This is a genomic window from Rhodanobacter thiooxydans LCS2 (genome assembly GCF_000264375.1).
Classification (GTDB): Bacteria; Pseudomonadota; Gammaproteobacteria; order Xanthomonadales; family Rhodanobacteraceae; genus Rhodanobacter; species Rhodanobacter thiooxydans.
On record NZ_AJXW01000052.1, the window covers coordinates 82,569 to 98,911 of the forward strand.

Genomic DNA, 16,343 nt, shown 5'->3' on the forward strand with positions numbered 1-16,343 from the left:
AGAACGCGCGCGATGCCCCGAACCGCCTTCCTGCTTCTGTCCGCCCTGTTGGCCACGACGACCACCGCCGCAGCGGCGCCGCCGCCGGCGATGCCGCACGAACAGCCGGCGCTGCACGCACTGGCCCAGGCGCCCAGCGAGGCGGAACTGCGCGCCACGATCACCAGGCTGGTCGGCTTCGGCACCCGCCACACGCTGTCCGACACGAAGTCCGACACCCGCGGCATCGGCGCCGCGCGACGCTGGGTGAAGGCACGCTTCGAGGCGATCTCGCGCGATTGCGGCGGCTGCCTCGAGGTAGTCACGCCCGCGCAGGTATTCAGCGGCAAGCGCATCCCCACGCCCACCGAGGTGATGGACGTGGTCGCGATCAAGCGCGGCCAGCGCGACCCGCAGCGGGTGATCGTGATGAGCGGCCACCTCGACTCGCGCGTCAGCGACGTGATGAACGCCACCAGCGACGCGCCCGGCGCGAACGACGACGCCTCCGGCGTGGCCGCCGTGATCGAGGCGGCGCGACTGCTGTCGAAGCAGGACAACGACGCCACCCTGGTGTTCGCCGCGCTGTCCGGCGAGGAGCAGGGCCTGTACGGCGGCAAGGTGCTGGCCGACTACGCGGTCGCGCACGGCTGGCGGGTCGAGGCCCAGCTCAACAACGACATCGTGGGCAACAGCCAGGGCCAGAACGGGGCGACCGACAACACCACGGTGCGGGTGTTCTCCGAGGGCACCAAGAGCAACGAGACGCCGGCCCAGGCGGACTACCGCCGCTACCACGGCGGCGAAGTGGATTCGCCTTCGCGCAACCTCGCCCGCTACCTCGACCGCCTCGCCGGCAACTACCTGCCCGACTTCCGCGTGAACATGGTCTACCGCACCGACCGCTACGGCCGCGGCGGCGACCAGGTGCCGTTGCTGGAAGCGGGTTATCCCGCGGTGCGGGTCACCGAGGCACACGAGAACTACACCCGGCAGCACCAGGACCTGCGCAGCGGACATACCGATCAGGATCAGGGCGTGCATTACGGCGACACCATCGACGGCATCGACTTCCGCTACCTCGCCCGCGTCACCGCCTTGAACACCATCGCCATGGCCGCGCTGAGCCGCGCGCCGGCGCCGCCGACCGGCATCGACACCGCCGGCGCCGTGGCCACCGACACCACGCTGAAGTGGCGCAAGGTGCCCGGCGCCGCCGGCTATCGGGTGCACTGGCGCGACACCACCGCGGCGCAATGGCAGCACGCGCGCGCGGTGGGCGACGTCGATCATGCAGTGCTCAAGGACGTAGTGATCGACGACTGGTTCTTCGGCGTGTCGGCGGTCTCGGCCGACGGCTACGAGAGCCCGGTGGTGTTCCCCGGCGACGCCGGCAGCTTCGAGCGTTCGCCCGCAGCGGCCGCGAGCAGCGCCGCCCGCTGAGCCGACGCCGGCAGCGCCGCCTCAGTCGCGCTGGAACAGCGCCGGCTCAGGCCGGTGCAGGCTGAAGCCCTGCACCCGGTTCACCCCCAGCGCCGCCAGCGCGCGCACGGTTTCCGCGTCAGCCACCCATTCGGCGACCACTTCCAGGCCGAGCCGGTGGCCGATGTCGGTGACCGCCCTGACCATCAGGTGGCTGACCGGATCGGTGAGCATGTCGCGCACGAAGCTGCCGTCGATCTTGATGATGTCCAGCGGCAGGTTTTTCAGATAGGTGAACGAGGACATCCCCGCGCCGAAGTCGTCCAGCGCGATCCGGCAACCCACCGCGCGCAGCTGCTCCATGAAGCGCACCACCTGCGACAGGTTGCGCACCGCCACGGTCTCGGTGATCTCGAAACACACCCGCGACGGTTCGACCCGGTAGCGCCGCAGCAGCGCGATGATGCGGCCGGCCAGTTCCTCGTCCTCGACGCTGGCACCGGACAGGTTGATCGCCACCATGCGCAGCGCGCTGCCGGCCGGATGCAGCCGGTCGAAGTTCGCCAGCGTGGTCTCGATCACCCAGCGGTCGACCACCGGCATCAGGCCGTAGCGCTCGGCCGCCGGCATGAACACGCCGGGCACCACCAGCTGCCCGGACTCCTCGCGGAAGCGCAGCAGCACCTCGATGTCCGGCTCGCCGCCGGCGACCAGCGGCAACGGCTGGATCTCCTGGTAAGTGAGCACCAGGCGGTGTTCGTCGATGGCCCAGCGCAGGCGGTTCGCCCACTCCATCTCGCTGTGCCGGCGCACCGTCTGGTCGTCGCGCTCGGAATAGAAGTGCACGCGGTTGCGACCGAGCTCCTTGGCCATGTAGCAGGCGGTGTCGGCCTGGGCCAGCAGGTCCTTCACCAGGATGCCGGGACGGTCGATCATGACCCCGCCGATGCTGGCGCTGATCATGTAGCTGCGCTGTTCCCAGATGAACACGTAGCCGTCGATGCAGCGGCGCATGCGCTCGGCGATCCGTTCGGCTTCCGCGCGATCGGCCACCTCGGTCACCAGCACGCCGAACTCGTCGCCGCCGAGCCGCGCCAGCATGTCGGTGCCGCCCAGCTGCCTGCGCATCACGATCGCCAGCTGCGCCAGCAGCTGGTCACCGGCGAGGTGGCCGGAGGTGTCGTTGATCAACTTGAACTGGTCGAGGTCGATATACAGCAGCACGGCCAGCGGCGCGCCGTCCTGGGTCGCGTCCAGCGCGCGGTGCAGCCGGCGTTCGAACTCGCGCCGGTTGTACAGCTCGGTAAGCGCGTCGTGGCTGATCTGGTGGCTCAGCAGCTCAGTCAGCTGGCGCTGTTCGCTGATGTCGCTGGCCACCAGCAGCAGCTTGCTGCGCCCGCTCAGGGTCACTCGCGAGATCGCCACGCTGGCCCAGAAGCCGTCGCCGACGTCGTTGCGCAGGATCGCATCGACCCGGCCGCAGCCGCGGGTGTCGTCCTGCTGCAGCTGCGTGCGCAGCTCCGGGTCGCCGAACAGCTCGGGCAGCTGGCGCTCGGTCACACGCAGGCCGAGGCGGTCGCGCGCCGCCTGGTTGGCGTAGGTGATCGTGCCGTCGGCGGCCTCGGCCAGCAGCACCAGTGCCGGCAGCAGGTCGTTGAGGGCGCGGAAGCGCTTCTCGCTCTCGCTGTAGCGGCGGCTCATGCGCCAGCCCTGCGCCAGCGCGCGCTGGCGGGTACTGCTGACCGAGTACACCAGCAGCGCCAGCAGCACGCTGGCCAGCACGCCAGCCAGCAGGATGCCGCGCCCGCCGCCGATCAGGCCATGGGCACGCTGCGGCAGCGAGTGCACCTCGACGTTCCACGTGCGCCCACCGTACGCGAGTCTGCGCTCGTAGCGGTAATCGCCGCCCGACCACCAGGGGCCGCTATCCGAGTCGAACAGCAGCACCATCTGCGGCCCGCTGACGTCGCTGACCCGCAGGCGCAGGTTGCGCACCAGCTGCTCGGGCAGCGCCTCGCCGATCAAGCCCTCCAGCCGGAACGAGGCCGCGATCGAGCCGCGCACGCGGCTGCGTCGCTCCGCGGTGGTTTGTGGCGGCGGCCCGGGGCTGTAGATCGGCAGCCGCAGGGTGACGCCTTCGCCGGCCGTGCCGGACCCGGCCAGCTGCACCGGGTGAAACGGCGCCGACAGGGTCGCCTGATCGTTGTCGCGCGACGCCAGCAGGCTGGCGAAGTTGTGCGGCTGCGTGGCCACGTCGAGCCCGACCACGCTTTCGTTGCCGGCCAATGGCCGGACCCAGCGGGTGATGTAGTGCTCGCCGTCCGGTCGCAGCTCGCGCGGCGCGTAGGCCAGCGCGAGCAGGCTGGGGAACTGTTCGCGCGGGCTCATGTTGGCGTAGAAGCCGGCGTACTCGCCCTCATCCACCTCCTCGGAAGAGAGGAACAGCGATTGCGCGGCTCGCAGCAGCGATTCGGCGGTATGCAGCCGGCCTTGCAGCGAGACAAGGGCCTTGTTGGCCAGCCCGTCGTGGATCAACGTGTGCTCGACCTGCAGCCGCTGCTGATGATGGTGATGAATGAACACAGTCAGCGCCAGCCCCGACAGCAGCACCAGCAGGCTCCACAGCCAGCTCGTCAGGCGCCACGGCGACGGCACAGGAAACGCGACATCGGGCTCGCCACGGCCGTTGGCCGCCATCGGATGGAATTCGTCGTAGTCCTTGTTCCGGGGCAAGGGATTCACCACGCGATGCCGTGACCGGCGATGGTACACAACTGTGCCGCGGGCGCCACGTCCGGCGGTGCGTCAATGCCGCCCGCGCGGCTTGGCGCGATGCGTGGGCGTGGCGGTCCACGGGTCGTCCGGCCACGGGTGGCGCGGGTAGCGGCCCTTCAGTTCCTTTTTCACCTCCGGGTAAGTGCGCTGCCAGAAGCCCTTCAGGTCCTGGGTCACCTGGATCGGCCGGCCGGCCGGCGACAGCAGGTGCAAGGTGACCGCAACGCGTCCGCCGCCCACGCACGGCGTGTCGGCCAGGCCGAACAATTCCTGCAGCTTCACCGCCAGCACCGGCGACTGGCCTTCGCTGTACTCCAGCCGGCGCTGCTGCCCGCTCGGCACCTGCAGGCTTTCCGGCGCCTGCATGTCGAGCGTGTGGCGCTGCGCGTGGTCCAGCCGCGAGACCAGCGCCTGCGTCAGTTCCTCCGCAGCAAGCGCGTCGAGGCGGTGCCTGCCGTCGAGGTACGGCGCCAGCCAGTCCTCCAGCGAGGCCAGCAAGGCGGCATCGGAAACATCGGGCAAGCCCAGCTCGGGCATCCATGCGCGCAGCGCCTGCATGCGTGCCCTCAGCCGCCGCGCGTGCTCGCTCCACGGCAGCGCATCGAGACCCCGCGCGCGCACGGCGGCCAACAGCGCGGGCAGCGCATCGGCGGGTTTCACCGGCACGCTGCGCCGCTCCAGCACGATCGCGCCGAAACGGCGCTCCTCGAACGCCTCAGCGGCGCCGCGCTCGTCGTTCCAGCGCAGCGTGCGTTCGCGGGTGAAGCGCAGCGGGAAGTCGCGCTCCAGCGCGCGCGGGTCGAACGGCGCGGCAGCGAACACCAGGCTGTCGCGCGCTTCCAGACGCAGGTCCAGTACCACCAGCCACGGCTCGCCGAGCAGCGCGGTGTGCTCGTGCAGACGCGCGCCACGGCCATTGGCCAGCGTGTAGCGCAGCGGGTTGGCCTCGTCGCGACGCGCGATGCGGTCGGGAAAGGCGTGCAGCAGCAGGTCGCCGACCGCGTGGCTGTCCGGCGTGCCGCTGGCGGCGCTGCGCAGGTCCAGACGCCGACGCCAGCCCTTGCTGGCCTGCTCGATCGCCGCCAGCGCGCCGCTGTCGGCTTCGCCGCGCACGGACGAGCCACGGCGGTCGCGCCAGGCATGCAGCGCGGCGACGCGGACGCGGAAATCGTCGCTGCGCGCCTGCGTGCCGCGCAGCGGCGAACGCGCCTCCATCAAGGCCAGCAGGTCGGCGATTAGTGCCCGCAGTTCCGGCGGCGCGCGCAAGGCGGCGGCACCGAGCCGCGGCGTGGCGCCGAGTTCCAGCATGCGCCGGCCCAGCGCGGTAATGCGGCCATCGGTGTCCAGCGCGGCAAGATTCGTCAGCAGCTCGCGCGCCTGCGCCAGCGCGCCGGGCGGTGGCGGGTCCGGCCAGCGCAGCTCGTCGCTACCCCAGGCGGCCAGTTCCAGTGCCAGGCCGGAGAGTTCCGCCTGCGCGATCTCCGCGCTGCGCGCGGGGTCGAGTCGCCTGCTCTGCGGCCACAGCCGGTACGCCGTGCCCGCGGCCACGCGCCCCGCGCGGCCTGCGCGCTGGTCGGCCGAGGCCTGCGAAATAGCCACGGTTTCCAGCCGGGTGAAGCCGGAGTTCGGATCGAAGCGCGGCTCGCGCGCCAGCCCGCTGTCGACCACCGCGCGGATGCCCGGCAGGGTGACGCTGGACTCGGCCACGTTGGTCGCCAGCACGATGCGCCGTGTGCCCGGTTCAGCCGGCGCCAGCGCGGCCTGCTGCTCGGCCAGCGAGAGTTCGCCGTGCAGCGGCACGATGTCGATGCGTGTGCCCTCCCTTCTCCCTCCGGCGACCGCCAGGGAGTCCCCTTGTGGGTGAGAAGGTGCCCCGGCAGGGGCGGATGAGGGCGCGGGCGAAGCGCGGTGTCCCGCTCCGCCCGTACCCTCTCCCCCAGCCCCGTTGCTAGGCTCGTTCCTCGCCAAGCAACCCCCGGCCCTCGCTTGCGCTCGGGCGTTCCCGGTGGCGCGATCTGCCACCGGCAGATCGCCAACACCACCGCTCACCCCGGAGCGATAGGGGTGTGCAAGCGCTGCGTCACGCGCTACGGCTTCCTCCAGCACCGCCTGCGCCCGCGCGATCTCCCGCCGACCGGGCAGGAAGGCCAGTACGTCCCCATCGTTTTCTTCCAGCGCCTGCCGCGCGACGCGAGCAAGCTGGTGCTCGACGGCTTCCTGCGCACGCGCCGGCGGATACTCGACACGCACCGGGAAACTGCGGCCCGGACTGGACAGCCGCGGCGCGTCCAGCCACGTCGCAATGCGCTCGCCATCCAGCGTGGCCGACATCACCACCAGGCGCAGCTGTGGCCGCAGCGTGGCCTGCACCTCCAGCGCCAGCGCGGCGCCGAGGTCACCGGCGAGGTGGCGTTCGTGGAACTCGTCGAACATGATCGCGCCGATGCCGGTCAGCTCCGGATCGTGCTGGATCAGCCGGGTGAGGATGCCTTCGGTGACCACCTCGATGCGGGTCGCCGCACTCACCTTCGACTCGAAGCGTATGCGGTAGCCGACGGCCTGTCCGACCGCCTCGCCGAGCTGCTGCGCCATGAACTGCGCGGCGGCGCGCGCGGCGATCCGGCGCGGTTCCAGCATCACGATCTTCTGCCCGGCCAGCCACGGCGCGTCGAGCAGGGCCAGCGGCACCTGGGTGGTCTTGCCGGCGCCCGGCGGCGCCTCCAGCACCAACCGCGGCGTCGCGGCCAGCGACGCGCGGATCTCGGGCAGCAGTGGGGTGATCGGGAACGAAGGCGGCGCACTCATCGCGCCGATGATAGCGGGCGCCGCCGTACGGCTGCCCCGGCAGCGCGCCGGGGCGGTCGCCCGCTACGGCTTCGTGCCGGCGCCAGCCGGCGTGCGCAGTGGCTCCAGCGACTCGAACTTGCTCTGGTAATCGTCGGTGATCTGCTTGGCGTCCGCGCCGCCGCGGATCACCCGCGGCGTGATCAGCACGATCAGCTCGGTGCGGTTGCGGCTGCGGTTGGTGCTGCCGAACAGCCGGCCCAGCACCGGCACGCGGTTGAGCCCCGGGATGCCGGTGTCGGTATTGCCCTCGGCCTGCTGGATCAGGCCGCCGAGCAATACGGTCTGGCCGCTCTGTACGGCGACCTGGGTGGCCAGCTTGCGTTGCGAGATGGCCGGGTTGCCGTTGACCAGCGGCACCGACTTGTCGGCCTGGCTGACTTCCTGGCTGATGTTCATGTAGACCAGACCGCCGGGGTTGATCCGCGGCTGCACGTTGAGGATCACGCCGGTACTCAGGTAGTTGACCTGGCTGTAGCTGGTGGTGGTGCCGATGCCGGTGTTCACGCTGGTCTGGTTGATCGGGATCTGATTGCCGACCGCGATGCTGGCCACCTGGTTGTTCATCACCACCATCGACGGCGCCGACAGCGTCTTGGTGTTGCCGCTGGTCTCCATCGCGCGCACGGCGACCTGCAGGTCGCTGTTGAGGAAGGAGTAGAAGAACGGCTCGCCACCGAACGCGTTGCCGCCCTGGCCCAGGCCCAGCTGGCGGTGGCGGTACGACTGGCCCGGCACGAACGTACCGTTCGAGGTGCTGCCGGTACTGCCAGTCAGCCCTTCCAGGTACCACTGCACGCCGAACTGGAACTCGCCGGTGAGATTGACCTCGAGGATGCGCGTCTCGATCTGCACCTGCAGCGGCACGTTGTCGAGCTTGCTGATCGCCGTCTTGATCTCCTCCCACTGCGACGCGCGCGCGCGCACCAGCAGCTGGTTGCTGCCGTCGACCGAGCTGATCCGCACGCTGCCGTCACTGGAGCTGTACTGCGCCTCGCTGGCCGCGCCGTTGCCGCCGCCGGCCGGGTTGCCGCCAAAACCGGCTGCGCTGCTGCCGAAGCCGCCGGCCGCGGCGCCACTGTCACGGCCGCCGCCGGTGGCGCCGAAGCCGCTGCTGCCCATGCCACTGTTGACCTGGCCGCCACCGCGCGAGGCGTCGGCCGGGTTGCCGAAGCCGCCGGCGGTGCTGCCCATGCTGGTCGCGCCGGCGTTCTCAGCGCTGCCCAGGGTGGCACCGGTCAGCCCCGGCCCGACCTGGCCGCCGATGTCTCCGCCGCTGCCGGCGCCGTTGGCGTAGATCTGCGCCAGGTACTTCGCCAGGTCCGACGCCTTGATGTTGCGCACGTCGTAGACGAACAGCTGCGGCTCGTTGCCGCCGCCGCGGTCGATGCGGGCGATCCAGTCGCCGACTTCCTGCAGGTAGTCGCTCTGGGTGCTGATCACCACCAGCGCGTTGGTGCGCTCGATCGGGATGAAGCGCAGCATGCCGGCCAGCGGGGTGTTGCCGTGCTCGCCGAACATCGCGTCCAGCTTCGGCATCAGCTCGCCGACGTTCGCGTACTGCAGGTTGAACACGCCCACCGACATGCCGCGCAGCCAGTCGACGTCGAACGTACGCACCATGCTCTGGTAGTTCGCCAGTTCCTGCGGCGTGCCGGACATCACCAGCAGGTTGCGCGCCGGGTCGACCAGCAGGGTGGCGTCCGGCCGCGCGAACGGCTTGATCAGCTTCTGCATCTCGGTGGCGGAGATGTAGTGCAGCGGGAACAGCCGCGCCTGCAGCCCGCCCGCTGGCGCACTGGCGCCCAAGCTGGGCACCAGGTTGCCGGCCACCGCGTCCTTCTGCGGCATCACCACGTAGCCGCCGTCGCGACGCACCAGCGCGTTGCCGGTCCACGACAGCAGCGTCTCCAGGATCGGCAGCGCCTGGCTGGCGTCGACCGGTTCGGAGGTGGCGAACGAGATGTTGCCCTGCACGCCGGGCACGATGGTGTAGTTCTGCTTGAGCAGGTCGCCGAGGATCGCCTTGACCACCGCCTGCACTGGCTGGTTCTCGAAGTTGAAGGTAACCGCGCCGTTGCCGCTGGCCGCCGGACGCGGCGTGGCCAGCGCGCCGGGGCGGATGAAGCGGCCGCTGCCGTGGCTGACCTCGGCGGTCGCCGCGCTCGCGCCGCGGCTGCCGGCCTCGTTGTTCAACGGCAGCGGCGCCGGCACCGGGTTCTGCGTGCCGGCCATTGCCTCGCGCTGCAGCGCGCCGTCGTCATGCGGCGGCGGCAGGCTGGCGCAGGCGGCCAGGGCCACCGCGAGGGCAAGCGCGGCGGTACGCAGGATGGGCTGGATGAGCATGCGGGACATGGATCAGTGTTCTCCTTCGTGGGCCGCGGCGGCACGGCCGGCCCGACGTTGCTGGATGTTCCTGCGCAGCCGCTCGGCGGCCGATTCCGGTGCGGACGATGGCGCGGCCGGCGAGGCGGCGCGTCTCGGCGCGATGCTGCCCTGGCCGGAGCCGCTGCGCCCGGCCGCCGCCTTGCCTTCGCCCGGTGCCAACTGCATCGCCGCCGAGCCGGCCGGCTGGCCGCGTGCTTCCGCCGCGGCGCGAGGCGGATCGATCGGCGCGCCGGCCGGCAGCTTCAGCTCGGTGCGCCCGGCCGGAGAGTCGAACAGCGCCGAACGCGGGCGCAGTTCGACCAGCCTCACGCTGCCGTCGGGCAGCGTCTCGCCTTCGCGCAGCCGCACCTGGCGGTCGCCGTTGCGATCCTGCAGCAGGGCCATGCGCAGGCCCGGGGTGAGCAGGATGCCGGTCAGTCCGAGGTCGCCCAGGCTGCTGCCGCCGGCGGCGCGGGCAGCCGGCTTGCGGTCGGGGCTGAACAGCGGTTTCTGCCAGACCTGCGCGTACTGCGGCAGCGGCACCGGGGTTGGCAGCTCGGCCTGACGGCCGATCGGCGGCAACGGCGGCGGCTGGCGCGGCGCATCCCAGCGCACGCCGCGGCAGAGGCCGGCCAGCAGCAACAGCAGCACAGCGCCCAGCAACAGCACGAGGGCGACCAGCCACGGGGTCAGCTGGCGCTGGCTGGCGGCGTTCATGGCACGACTCCCGCATCGTCGGGTGCACGCTCTGCCGCTGCCGGCGCAGCGCGGCTCGGGCGCACGTAGCCGGACAGGCTGAACTGCACTTCCAGCCCCGCCGAGCTGTCCTGCTGCGCAACCACCGGGTTGCGGTAGATGCTGAGGTCGTCGATGAACAGGTACGGCGTGCCCTGCTCCAGCGCCTGCAGCACGGCCGCCAGCGGTTCCATGTCGCAGTTCAGGCTGATGCTCACCGCCGCCTTGCGGTACGGCTCGCCGGGCGAGGCCGGGGGGCTCGGCAGCGGCATCTTCTGGCTCACCGTGCAGCGGTTGCCGCCGGCGTTGGCGGCAACCACGTCGATCACCCGCTGCATCAGGTCGCCCGCAGCGGTGTTGGGGTCGTCGGCGGCGAGGAACGCGCTGCTGGCCGCCTGACCGGCACCGAGCGCGGCGAGGCGCTGCTGCAACTCGGGCTTCTCGGCGATCGCCGCGGCGTAGCGGCTGTGCGTGTCGCGCAGGTCGGCCATTTCGCCGCCGATCTGCCGCAGCGGCGCCACGAACCACCAGTGCAGCAGCACGAAATAGGCCAGCCCCACCGCCAGCAGCAGCAGGACGATCGCCGCGATGCGGCTGTCGCGCGGACTCATGGCGGTCAGCTTCATGGCGCGCTCCCGCCGGGAGCCGGGTTGGCCGGTGGCGGCTTCGGCTGGTTCACGCGCGCGGTCAGGTAGAAACGTTCCTTGCCGGTGGTCGGGTCGGGTTGGATGCTGCCCTGGAAACTGGCGTCGGTGATCAGCTTCGAATCCTTCAGCACATCGAGCAGCTTGGCGGCCTGCTGGCTCTGCCCCTGGAAGCCGACCTGGCCGGTGTTGTCGACGCTGAAGCGCTCCAGCCAGGTGCTGTCGGGCAGGCGTTCGGTGACTTCCTGCAGCAGGCCGAGCATGGCCACCGTGTCGTGCTTGCGCCGGGCCAGGAAGCCGGCAGCGCCGGCGTTGTCCTGCAGTTGCTGGCGCAGCGCGGCCACCTGCTGCGCCTCGCCGCGCATCGCCGCGACCTCGGTCTGCATCTGCGTCAGCGCCAGCTGCCGGTTGTGCAGCCACTCGCCCAGCATCAGCAGCGCCAGCAGCACGCAGGCCGCGGCCAGCATCAGGTTCAGCCGGCGGCGCGGGCGCGCGCGGCGCGGCACCTGCTGTGGCGGCAGCAGGTTGGCGCCGAGACGGCCATCGCCGAGCATCAGATCCACCGCGTCGACCTCGATGCCCTGCGCGCGCAGGCGCGCCAGCAGCGGGTCCAGCGTGTCGCGGGTGGCCACCACCAGCTCGGCGCCGAAGCGCCCCGGCGGCGCCGGCGCGACCGGCTCGCGCACGGCGTAGTACACCTGCGCCAGCTGGAACGGGGTCTGCCGGTCGACCTCGAAGCCAGCCACCTGCAGCAGGTTGTCGCGCGCGGCCAGCGGTAGTGTCAGCGTGCGCCGCAACGCCAGCGCGGGCGGCAGCAGCAGCGCCAGCCGCAGGTCCTCGCGGTCCACACGGCCGAGCGCGTCGTCCAGCACGGCCGGCGCCACGTGCACACCGTCGGCAGCCATCATGGCGCCGTCTTCCCAGCGCGCCAGCACGTCGGCGTGGCCGCTGCGACGCAGGGTCCATTGCGCATCCGCGTGCTGCAGCAGGTGCCAGTCAGCGCCGCTGCCGAACCAGCCGCGCCAGCGCGGCGGCAGCAGCTCGCGCAGCTCGCCGCCCCACCAGCCGAGGAAGCCCGGCAACGGCGAGGCGCGCCAGCCCCGGCGCACACGCTCCACCCACGGCCGCAGCGACGGCGTCGCCGTAATCATTCCGCCTCTCCCTCCTGCCAGCGCAGCACTAGGTACGGTTGCGCCTGCCCCGCCTGCAGGCGAATCGTGGCGCGCAGGATTGCGCGCGTGCCGTCGGCCAAGGTGGCCTCCGAACGAATACTATGCGTGGTTCCGTTGTTCAGGACCAGCCGCGGGTCGGCCGCGTTGCGCTGCCGTGCGGCGCGGATCTGCTCCAACTGCGCCGGCGTCATCCCGGGGATCGCGGCCAGCGCCAGCGGCGGCGCGGTGTTCGGATCCGGGCTGGCGGTGCCGGCCCAGATCGTCACCGCCGGCGCCACCTGCCGGTACAGCGCGGGCGTCATGCCGAGCACCATCTGCAGTTCCTCGATGCTGGCGAACGGGCCGCCGCGCGGGCCGTAATCGCGGCCGGCCGCCTTGTAGGCCGCGCGCTGGCTGGCGGCGTCTCCCTCGAGCACGATCGGGTTGCGCCAGTCCAGCACGTGCCCGGCCAGCACCTGCGCCTCGGCCGCGTTCAGCCCGGCCGCCTGGAACAGGCCGCGCAGCACCTCGGGCGAGCCGGCGTTGAGATCGACCTTGCCGCCCTCGTCGATCGCGCGCACGACGACTTTGGCGCGGTCGTAGTCGAATGCATACGGCCGGCCATCGCCGGTCCAGCGCCGCGCCGGTTGCGGATCCTGCAAGGCGTACAGCGCACGCATCAGGCCGGCCTCGGCGGCGTAATGCGCCTGGGTCTGGGCGAACTGGTAGCGCGCCTGCAGGCCTTCGGTGCGCGCCAGCGCGGCGTAGCCGCCGAGCAGGATCGCCAGCAAGGTGCACGCCCACAGCACCAGCAGCAGGGCGACCCCGCGCTGGCGGGTCGGCAACCTTGGCAGCGCAGGCTTCACCGGATGCTCCCGCCGCGCACCTGCATCGGCGACATGCCAGCCTGCAGCGGACTCGCCCGCAGCGGCACCTCCAGTGTCGGCCACGCCACCATGCCCGGCGCCTGCAGTTCGATCCGCACCAGCTGCGGCAACCGGCGGCCGTCGGGCCACGTCGGCGACCACGGCACCACGGCGCCCTGCGGGTCGACGCCGCGATAGCTGAAGCCGCCGGCCTTGATCCGGTCGAGCAGCACCTGCGGCTCGCCCAGTGGTTGCGGCGGCTGGCCGTCCGGCGGCAGCACGGCCAGACTCAACTCCAGCCGCTGGCCACCGTGGCCGTCGTCGACCAGTTGCAGCTGCTGCAGCTGCGGGCCGAGCTTGCCGAGGTAGCCGGGCAGCGGTGCCACGTAGCGCATCTCGCGCGCACTGCCCTCGAAATAGAGCGGCTCGCCGCGGTCGCTGCGGCCGATCGGCTGCAGCATGCTTTGCGCCAGCTCGCGGCGCAGGAACTGCTGGGCCGAGCGCACCTGGTCGGTCCGCTCGATCGTCGCGGTGCCCGAGCGCACGCTGTGGCTGGCGGTGCGGATGCCCGCATACACCCCGACCAGCAGCAGCGCCAGCAGCGCCAGCGCGGCCAGCACCTCCAGCAGGGTGAAGCCCGCGGCGCGTTTCATCGGGCTGCCTGCACGTTGCCGGCAAGGTCGGGCGTGCCCAGCCGCAGCGCGCGGAAGTGTGCCGTGCGCGGATGCGCCGGCGAACCCCACGCCACGGTCAGGTCCAGCTGATACAGCTGCAGCGGTTCGCCCGGCGTCGCCGGCCCGCCCGGACTCCACGGCGTCACGTCGAGCTGCCAGCGGTACCGCGGGTTGAAGCGGCCCGAGCGGCTGCCCGGCATGACCGGCTCACCCACGAACGCGCCGTCGAGCAGGCTACGCGCGCGCATCGCCACCTCGCTGTATTCGGCCGCGTTGTGGCTCAGCCCGATCGACGCGCCGGCCACCTTCATCAGCGCGGTGAACGCAATCGCCAGCAGCATGATCGCGGCGATGACTTCGAGCAGGGAGAACCCGCCCTGACGGGCGGCCCGGGAATAGGGAATGGGGAATAGGGAATAGGAAGAGGTTTTGTCGCTGATCGGGACATCATTGCCCTGTCCGTGCGTTGCGCTCAGCCCAGACGCTTCCGGGGAGCGGCTTCCCCCATTCCCCATTCCCCATTCCCTATTCCCGGCGTTCATCGCCGCGCCACCGCATCGACCACGCGCACTTCGCCGGTCAGCCACGCCACGTTGACGTGCCACTCGCGCCGGCCGCTCTTCAGCGTGATGCGCCCGCCGGTGGAGCTGCCATCGGGGAAGAAGCGGATGCGCCCGGTGTGGTCGTTCGGCTGGTCTTCCTTCGCGCTGGTGATGCTCACGCGCAGGCCGCCGGGCAGGCGTACGTCCTGTCGCTTCGCGCCGTCGTAGCTGTTGGCGCGGGTGTCCACGTCGAAGTGCTGCTCCTCGCCGCGCACGATTGCCTGCGCACGAGTGGCGCGCAAGGCGCCGGCCAGCTCGCTGCTGGCCGCACGCACCCGCGCGCTGGCCAGCCCCTGGCTCACCGAAACCGACACCGCCGCCGCGGCAATGCCGACCAGCAGGATCACCGCGAGCATTTCGAGGAGGGTGAAGCCGGCGGCGCGGCTGTCGCCACGCCCGGGAATAGGGAATCGGGAACAGGGAATAGTGGAAGCTCGCGAGCGCCCTGCTATTCCGATTCCCGATTCCCGATTCCCGATTCCCCGCTTCATTGCCAGTTTCCGACGTCCTTGCTGTAGCCGTCGCCGCCGGGTTTGCCGTCCTGGCCGTAGAAGACCAGGTCGAAGCTGCCGTGCTGGCCCGGGTACTGGTAGCCGAAGTCATGGCCCCATGGGTCCCTCAGGTCGGACTCCTTCGCGTACGGGCCCTGCCAGTTCGATGCGTTCGCCGGCTTTGTCACCAGTCCTTCCAGCTGTTGCGGCGGCGCGCCGTTGTCCAGCGCGTAGTTCTCGATCTTCTGGTTCAGCGTCATCAGCTGCGCTTTGCCGGCGCCGTACTTGCCCTTGTCGACGTTCTTGCCGACCTGGGTCACCACCACCGCGCCGATGATGCCGATCAGCACGATCACCGCGAGCATCTCGAGCAGGGTGAAGCCGCTGGCGCGCTGCGCGCGCCCGGGAATAGGGAATAGGGAGTAGGGAATAGCGGAAGCTCGCGAGCTCCCTGCTTTTCCGATTCCCGATTCCCGATTCCCGATTCCCTGCTTCATCAATGCCAAAGACTTCACCATCGACATACTCCTCATCATTGGATGTTGCTGGTCAGACTCAAAAGCGGCAGCAGGATCGCGGCCATGATGATCGCCACCAGTACGGTCATCACGATGGTCAACGCCGGCACCAGCGCCGCCAGCAGGCGGTCGATCGTGCGCCTGGACTCTAGCTCGAAGGTGTCGGCGACCTTCAGCAGCATGGTGTCGAGCTGGCCGGCCTCCTCGCCCACCTGCACCATCTGCATGGCCAGACGCGGGAACAGTTTCGACTGGCCCAGCGCCAGGCTCAGGCCCGCGCCGCCCTTGACCTGCTCGTGCGCCGCGTCCAGCGCTGCGTCCAGCGCGCGGTTGCCGGTGACCTGGCGCGCGATGGTCAATGCGCTGAGCAACGGTACGCCGTTCTTCAGCAAGGTGCCGAGCGTGCGCGCGATGCGCGCGGTTTCCACCTTCAGCAGCAGCGGGCCAACCACGCGCAGCCGCAGCAGGCGGGCATGCCAGGCCAGCTGCGCCGCCGGTTCGCGCAGCCGCGCGCGCCAGGTGAACAGGCCGCCGCCGAGCAGCAGCAGGATCAGCCACCACCATGCCTGCAGCGCGTTGCCCAGCGCCAGCACCGCGGCGGTGATCCACGGCACCGGCACCTGCATGTCCTCGAAGATCGGCACGAACTGCGGCACCACGTAGGCCAGCAGCAGCACCAGCGAACCGAGCACGCCGACCAGCAGGAACGCCGGGTAGATCAGCGCATTGACGATGCTGCCGCGCAGCTGCTGCGCGCGTTCAAGGTAATCGGCCAGCCGGCGCAGTGTTTCCTCCAGTGAACCGCCCGCCTCGCCGGCGCGCACCAGGCTGACGTACAGCTTGGGAAACACGCCGTGCTCCTCATCCAGCGCCGAGGACAGGCTGTTGCCGCCGCGCACGCGGTCGCGCACGCGCTCGACCAGCTTCTTCGCGCTCTCGCCCTCGGGCAGGTCCAGCAGGATGCCGAGCGCGCGGTCCAGCGGCTGGCCGGCGCCGAGCAGGGTGGCGAGCTGGTGGGTGAACTGGGCCAGCTGGTCGCCGCTGAACGGGCCGCGCCGGAACCAGCCGGCCAGAGCGCTGCCGCCACCCGCGCCGTCGGCCGGCTGCGCTTCGAGGGGCGTGTGGCCCTGGTCCTGCAGGCGGCCGATCACCTCCTCCACGCTGGCCGCCTCCATCCGGCCTTGCAGGACTTCACCGGACTCGTTGACGGCCTTGTAGCGGTATTGGCTCACTGGGCTGGCTCCGCCGCCAGCCGGGAATAGGGAGTCGGGAATA

The 16,343-nt window shown here is 71.1% G+C and carries 13 protein-coding genes; 1 reads left to right on the forward strand and 12 read right to left on the reverse strand.

Translation table 11 applies throughout. The features are described 5' to 3' along the window. Positions 1 to 12: 12 nt before the first annotated feature. Entirely contained in the window at positions 13 to 1,422 is a 1,410-nt protein-coding gene (locus UUA_RS11460) for a M20/M25/M40 family metallo-hydrolase (RefSeq protein ID WP_008436981.1), read from the forward strand. A gap of 21 nt (positions 1,423 to 1,443) precedes the next feature. Here UUA_RS11460 and UUA_RS11465 read toward each other — a convergent pair whose 3' ends face one another. From UUA_RS11465 to gspF, 12 genes are all read right to left on the reverse strand, one after another. Next, entirely contained in the window at positions 1,444 to 4,098 is a 2,655-nt protein-coding gene (locus UUA_RS11465) for a bifunctional diguanylate cyclase/phosphodiesterase (protein ID WP_050981874.1), read from the reverse strand. A 108-nt stretch (positions 4,099 to 4,206) separates the two neighbouring features. After that, on the reverse strand, positions 4,207 to 6,981 hold the full coding sequence (hrpB, locus tag UUA_RS20035; RefSeq protein ID WP_008436983.1) for an ATP-dependent helicase HrpB: 2,775 nt from the start codon (positions 6,979 to 6,981) through the stop codon (positions 4,207 to 4,209). Between the two features lie 63 nt (positions 6,982 to 7,044). Further along, positions 7,045 to 9,375 carry a type II secretion system secretin GspD gene (gene gspD / locus UUA_RS11475; protein WP_050981873.1) on the reverse strand — a complete coding sequence of 777 codons (2,331 nt, stop codon included), beginning with the start codon at positions 9,373 to 9,375 and terminating at the stop codon, positions 7,045 to 7,047. 3 nt (positions 9,376 to 9,378) lie between these two features. Beyond that, positions 9,379 to 10,104: a general secretion pathway protein GspN gene (locus UUA_RS11480; RefSeq protein WP_008436987.1), complete on the reverse strand. Its 726-nt coding sequence runs from the start codon at positions 10,102 to 10,104 to the stop codon at positions 9,379 to 9,381. Beyond that, entirely contained in the window at positions 10,101 to 10,748 is a 648-nt protein-coding gene (gene gspM / locus UUA_RS11485) for a type II secretion system protein GspM (protein WP_008436989.1), read from the reverse strand. The genes UUA_RS11480 and gspM overlap by 4 nt, the downstream gene beginning before the upstream one ends. Next, complete coding sequence (locus UUA_RS11490) at positions 10,745 to 11,917, reverse strand: PilN domain-containing protein (RefSeq protein WP_008436991.1); 1,173 nt, start codon at positions 11,915 to 11,917, stop codon at positions 10,745 to 10,747. The genes gspM and UUA_RS11490 overlap by 4 nt, the downstream gene beginning before the upstream one ends. Next, positions 11,914 to 12,783, reverse strand: a complete 870-nt coding sequence (locus UUA_RS11495) for a type II secretion system minor pseudopilin (protein WP_008436993.1) — start codon at positions 12,781 to 12,783, stop codon at positions 11,914 to 11,916. The genes UUA_RS11490 and UUA_RS11495 overlap by 4 nt, the downstream gene beginning before the upstream one ends. Next, complete coding sequence (locus tag UUA_RS11500) at positions 12,780 to 13,436, reverse strand: prepilin-type N-terminal cleavage/methylation domain-containing protein (RefSeq protein ID WP_008436994.1); 657 nt, start codon at positions 13,434 to 13,436, stop codon at positions 12,780 to 12,782. The genes UUA_RS11495 and UUA_RS11500 overlap by 4 nt, the downstream gene beginning before the upstream one ends. Continuing rightward, complete coding sequence (locus UUA_RS11505) at positions 13,433 to 13,861, reverse strand: type IV pilus modification PilV family protein (protein WP_039953866.1); 429 nt, start codon at positions 13,859 to 13,861, stop codon at positions 13,433 to 13,435. Before UUA_RS11505 ends, UUA_RS11500 begins: the two co-directional genes overlap by 4 nt. A 134-nt stretch (positions 13,862 to 13,995) precedes the next feature. Continuing rightward, complete coding sequence (locus UUA_RS11510) at positions 13,996 to 14,463, reverse strand: GspH/FimT family pseudopilin (RefSeq protein WP_039953867.1); 468 nt, start codon at positions 14,461 to 14,463, stop codon at positions 13,996 to 13,998. A gap of 83 nt (positions 14,464 to 14,546) precedes the next feature. Next, complete coding sequence (gene gspG, locus UUA_RS11515; RefSeq protein WP_161940593.1) at positions 14,547 to 14,960, reverse strand: type II secretion system major pseudopilin GspG; 414 nt, start codon at positions 14,958 to 14,960, stop codon at positions 14,547 to 14,549. Positions 14,961 to 15,082: 122 nt separating this feature from the next. Continuing rightward, positions 15,083 to 16,300 (reverse strand): type II secretion system inner membrane protein GspF, encoded by a 1,218-nt coding sequence (gene gspF, locus UUA_RS11520; protein WP_008437000.1) that lies wholly within the window; start codon positions 16,298 to 16,300, stop codon positions 15,083 to 15,085. Positions 16,301 to 16,343 lie beyond the last annotated feature (43 nt).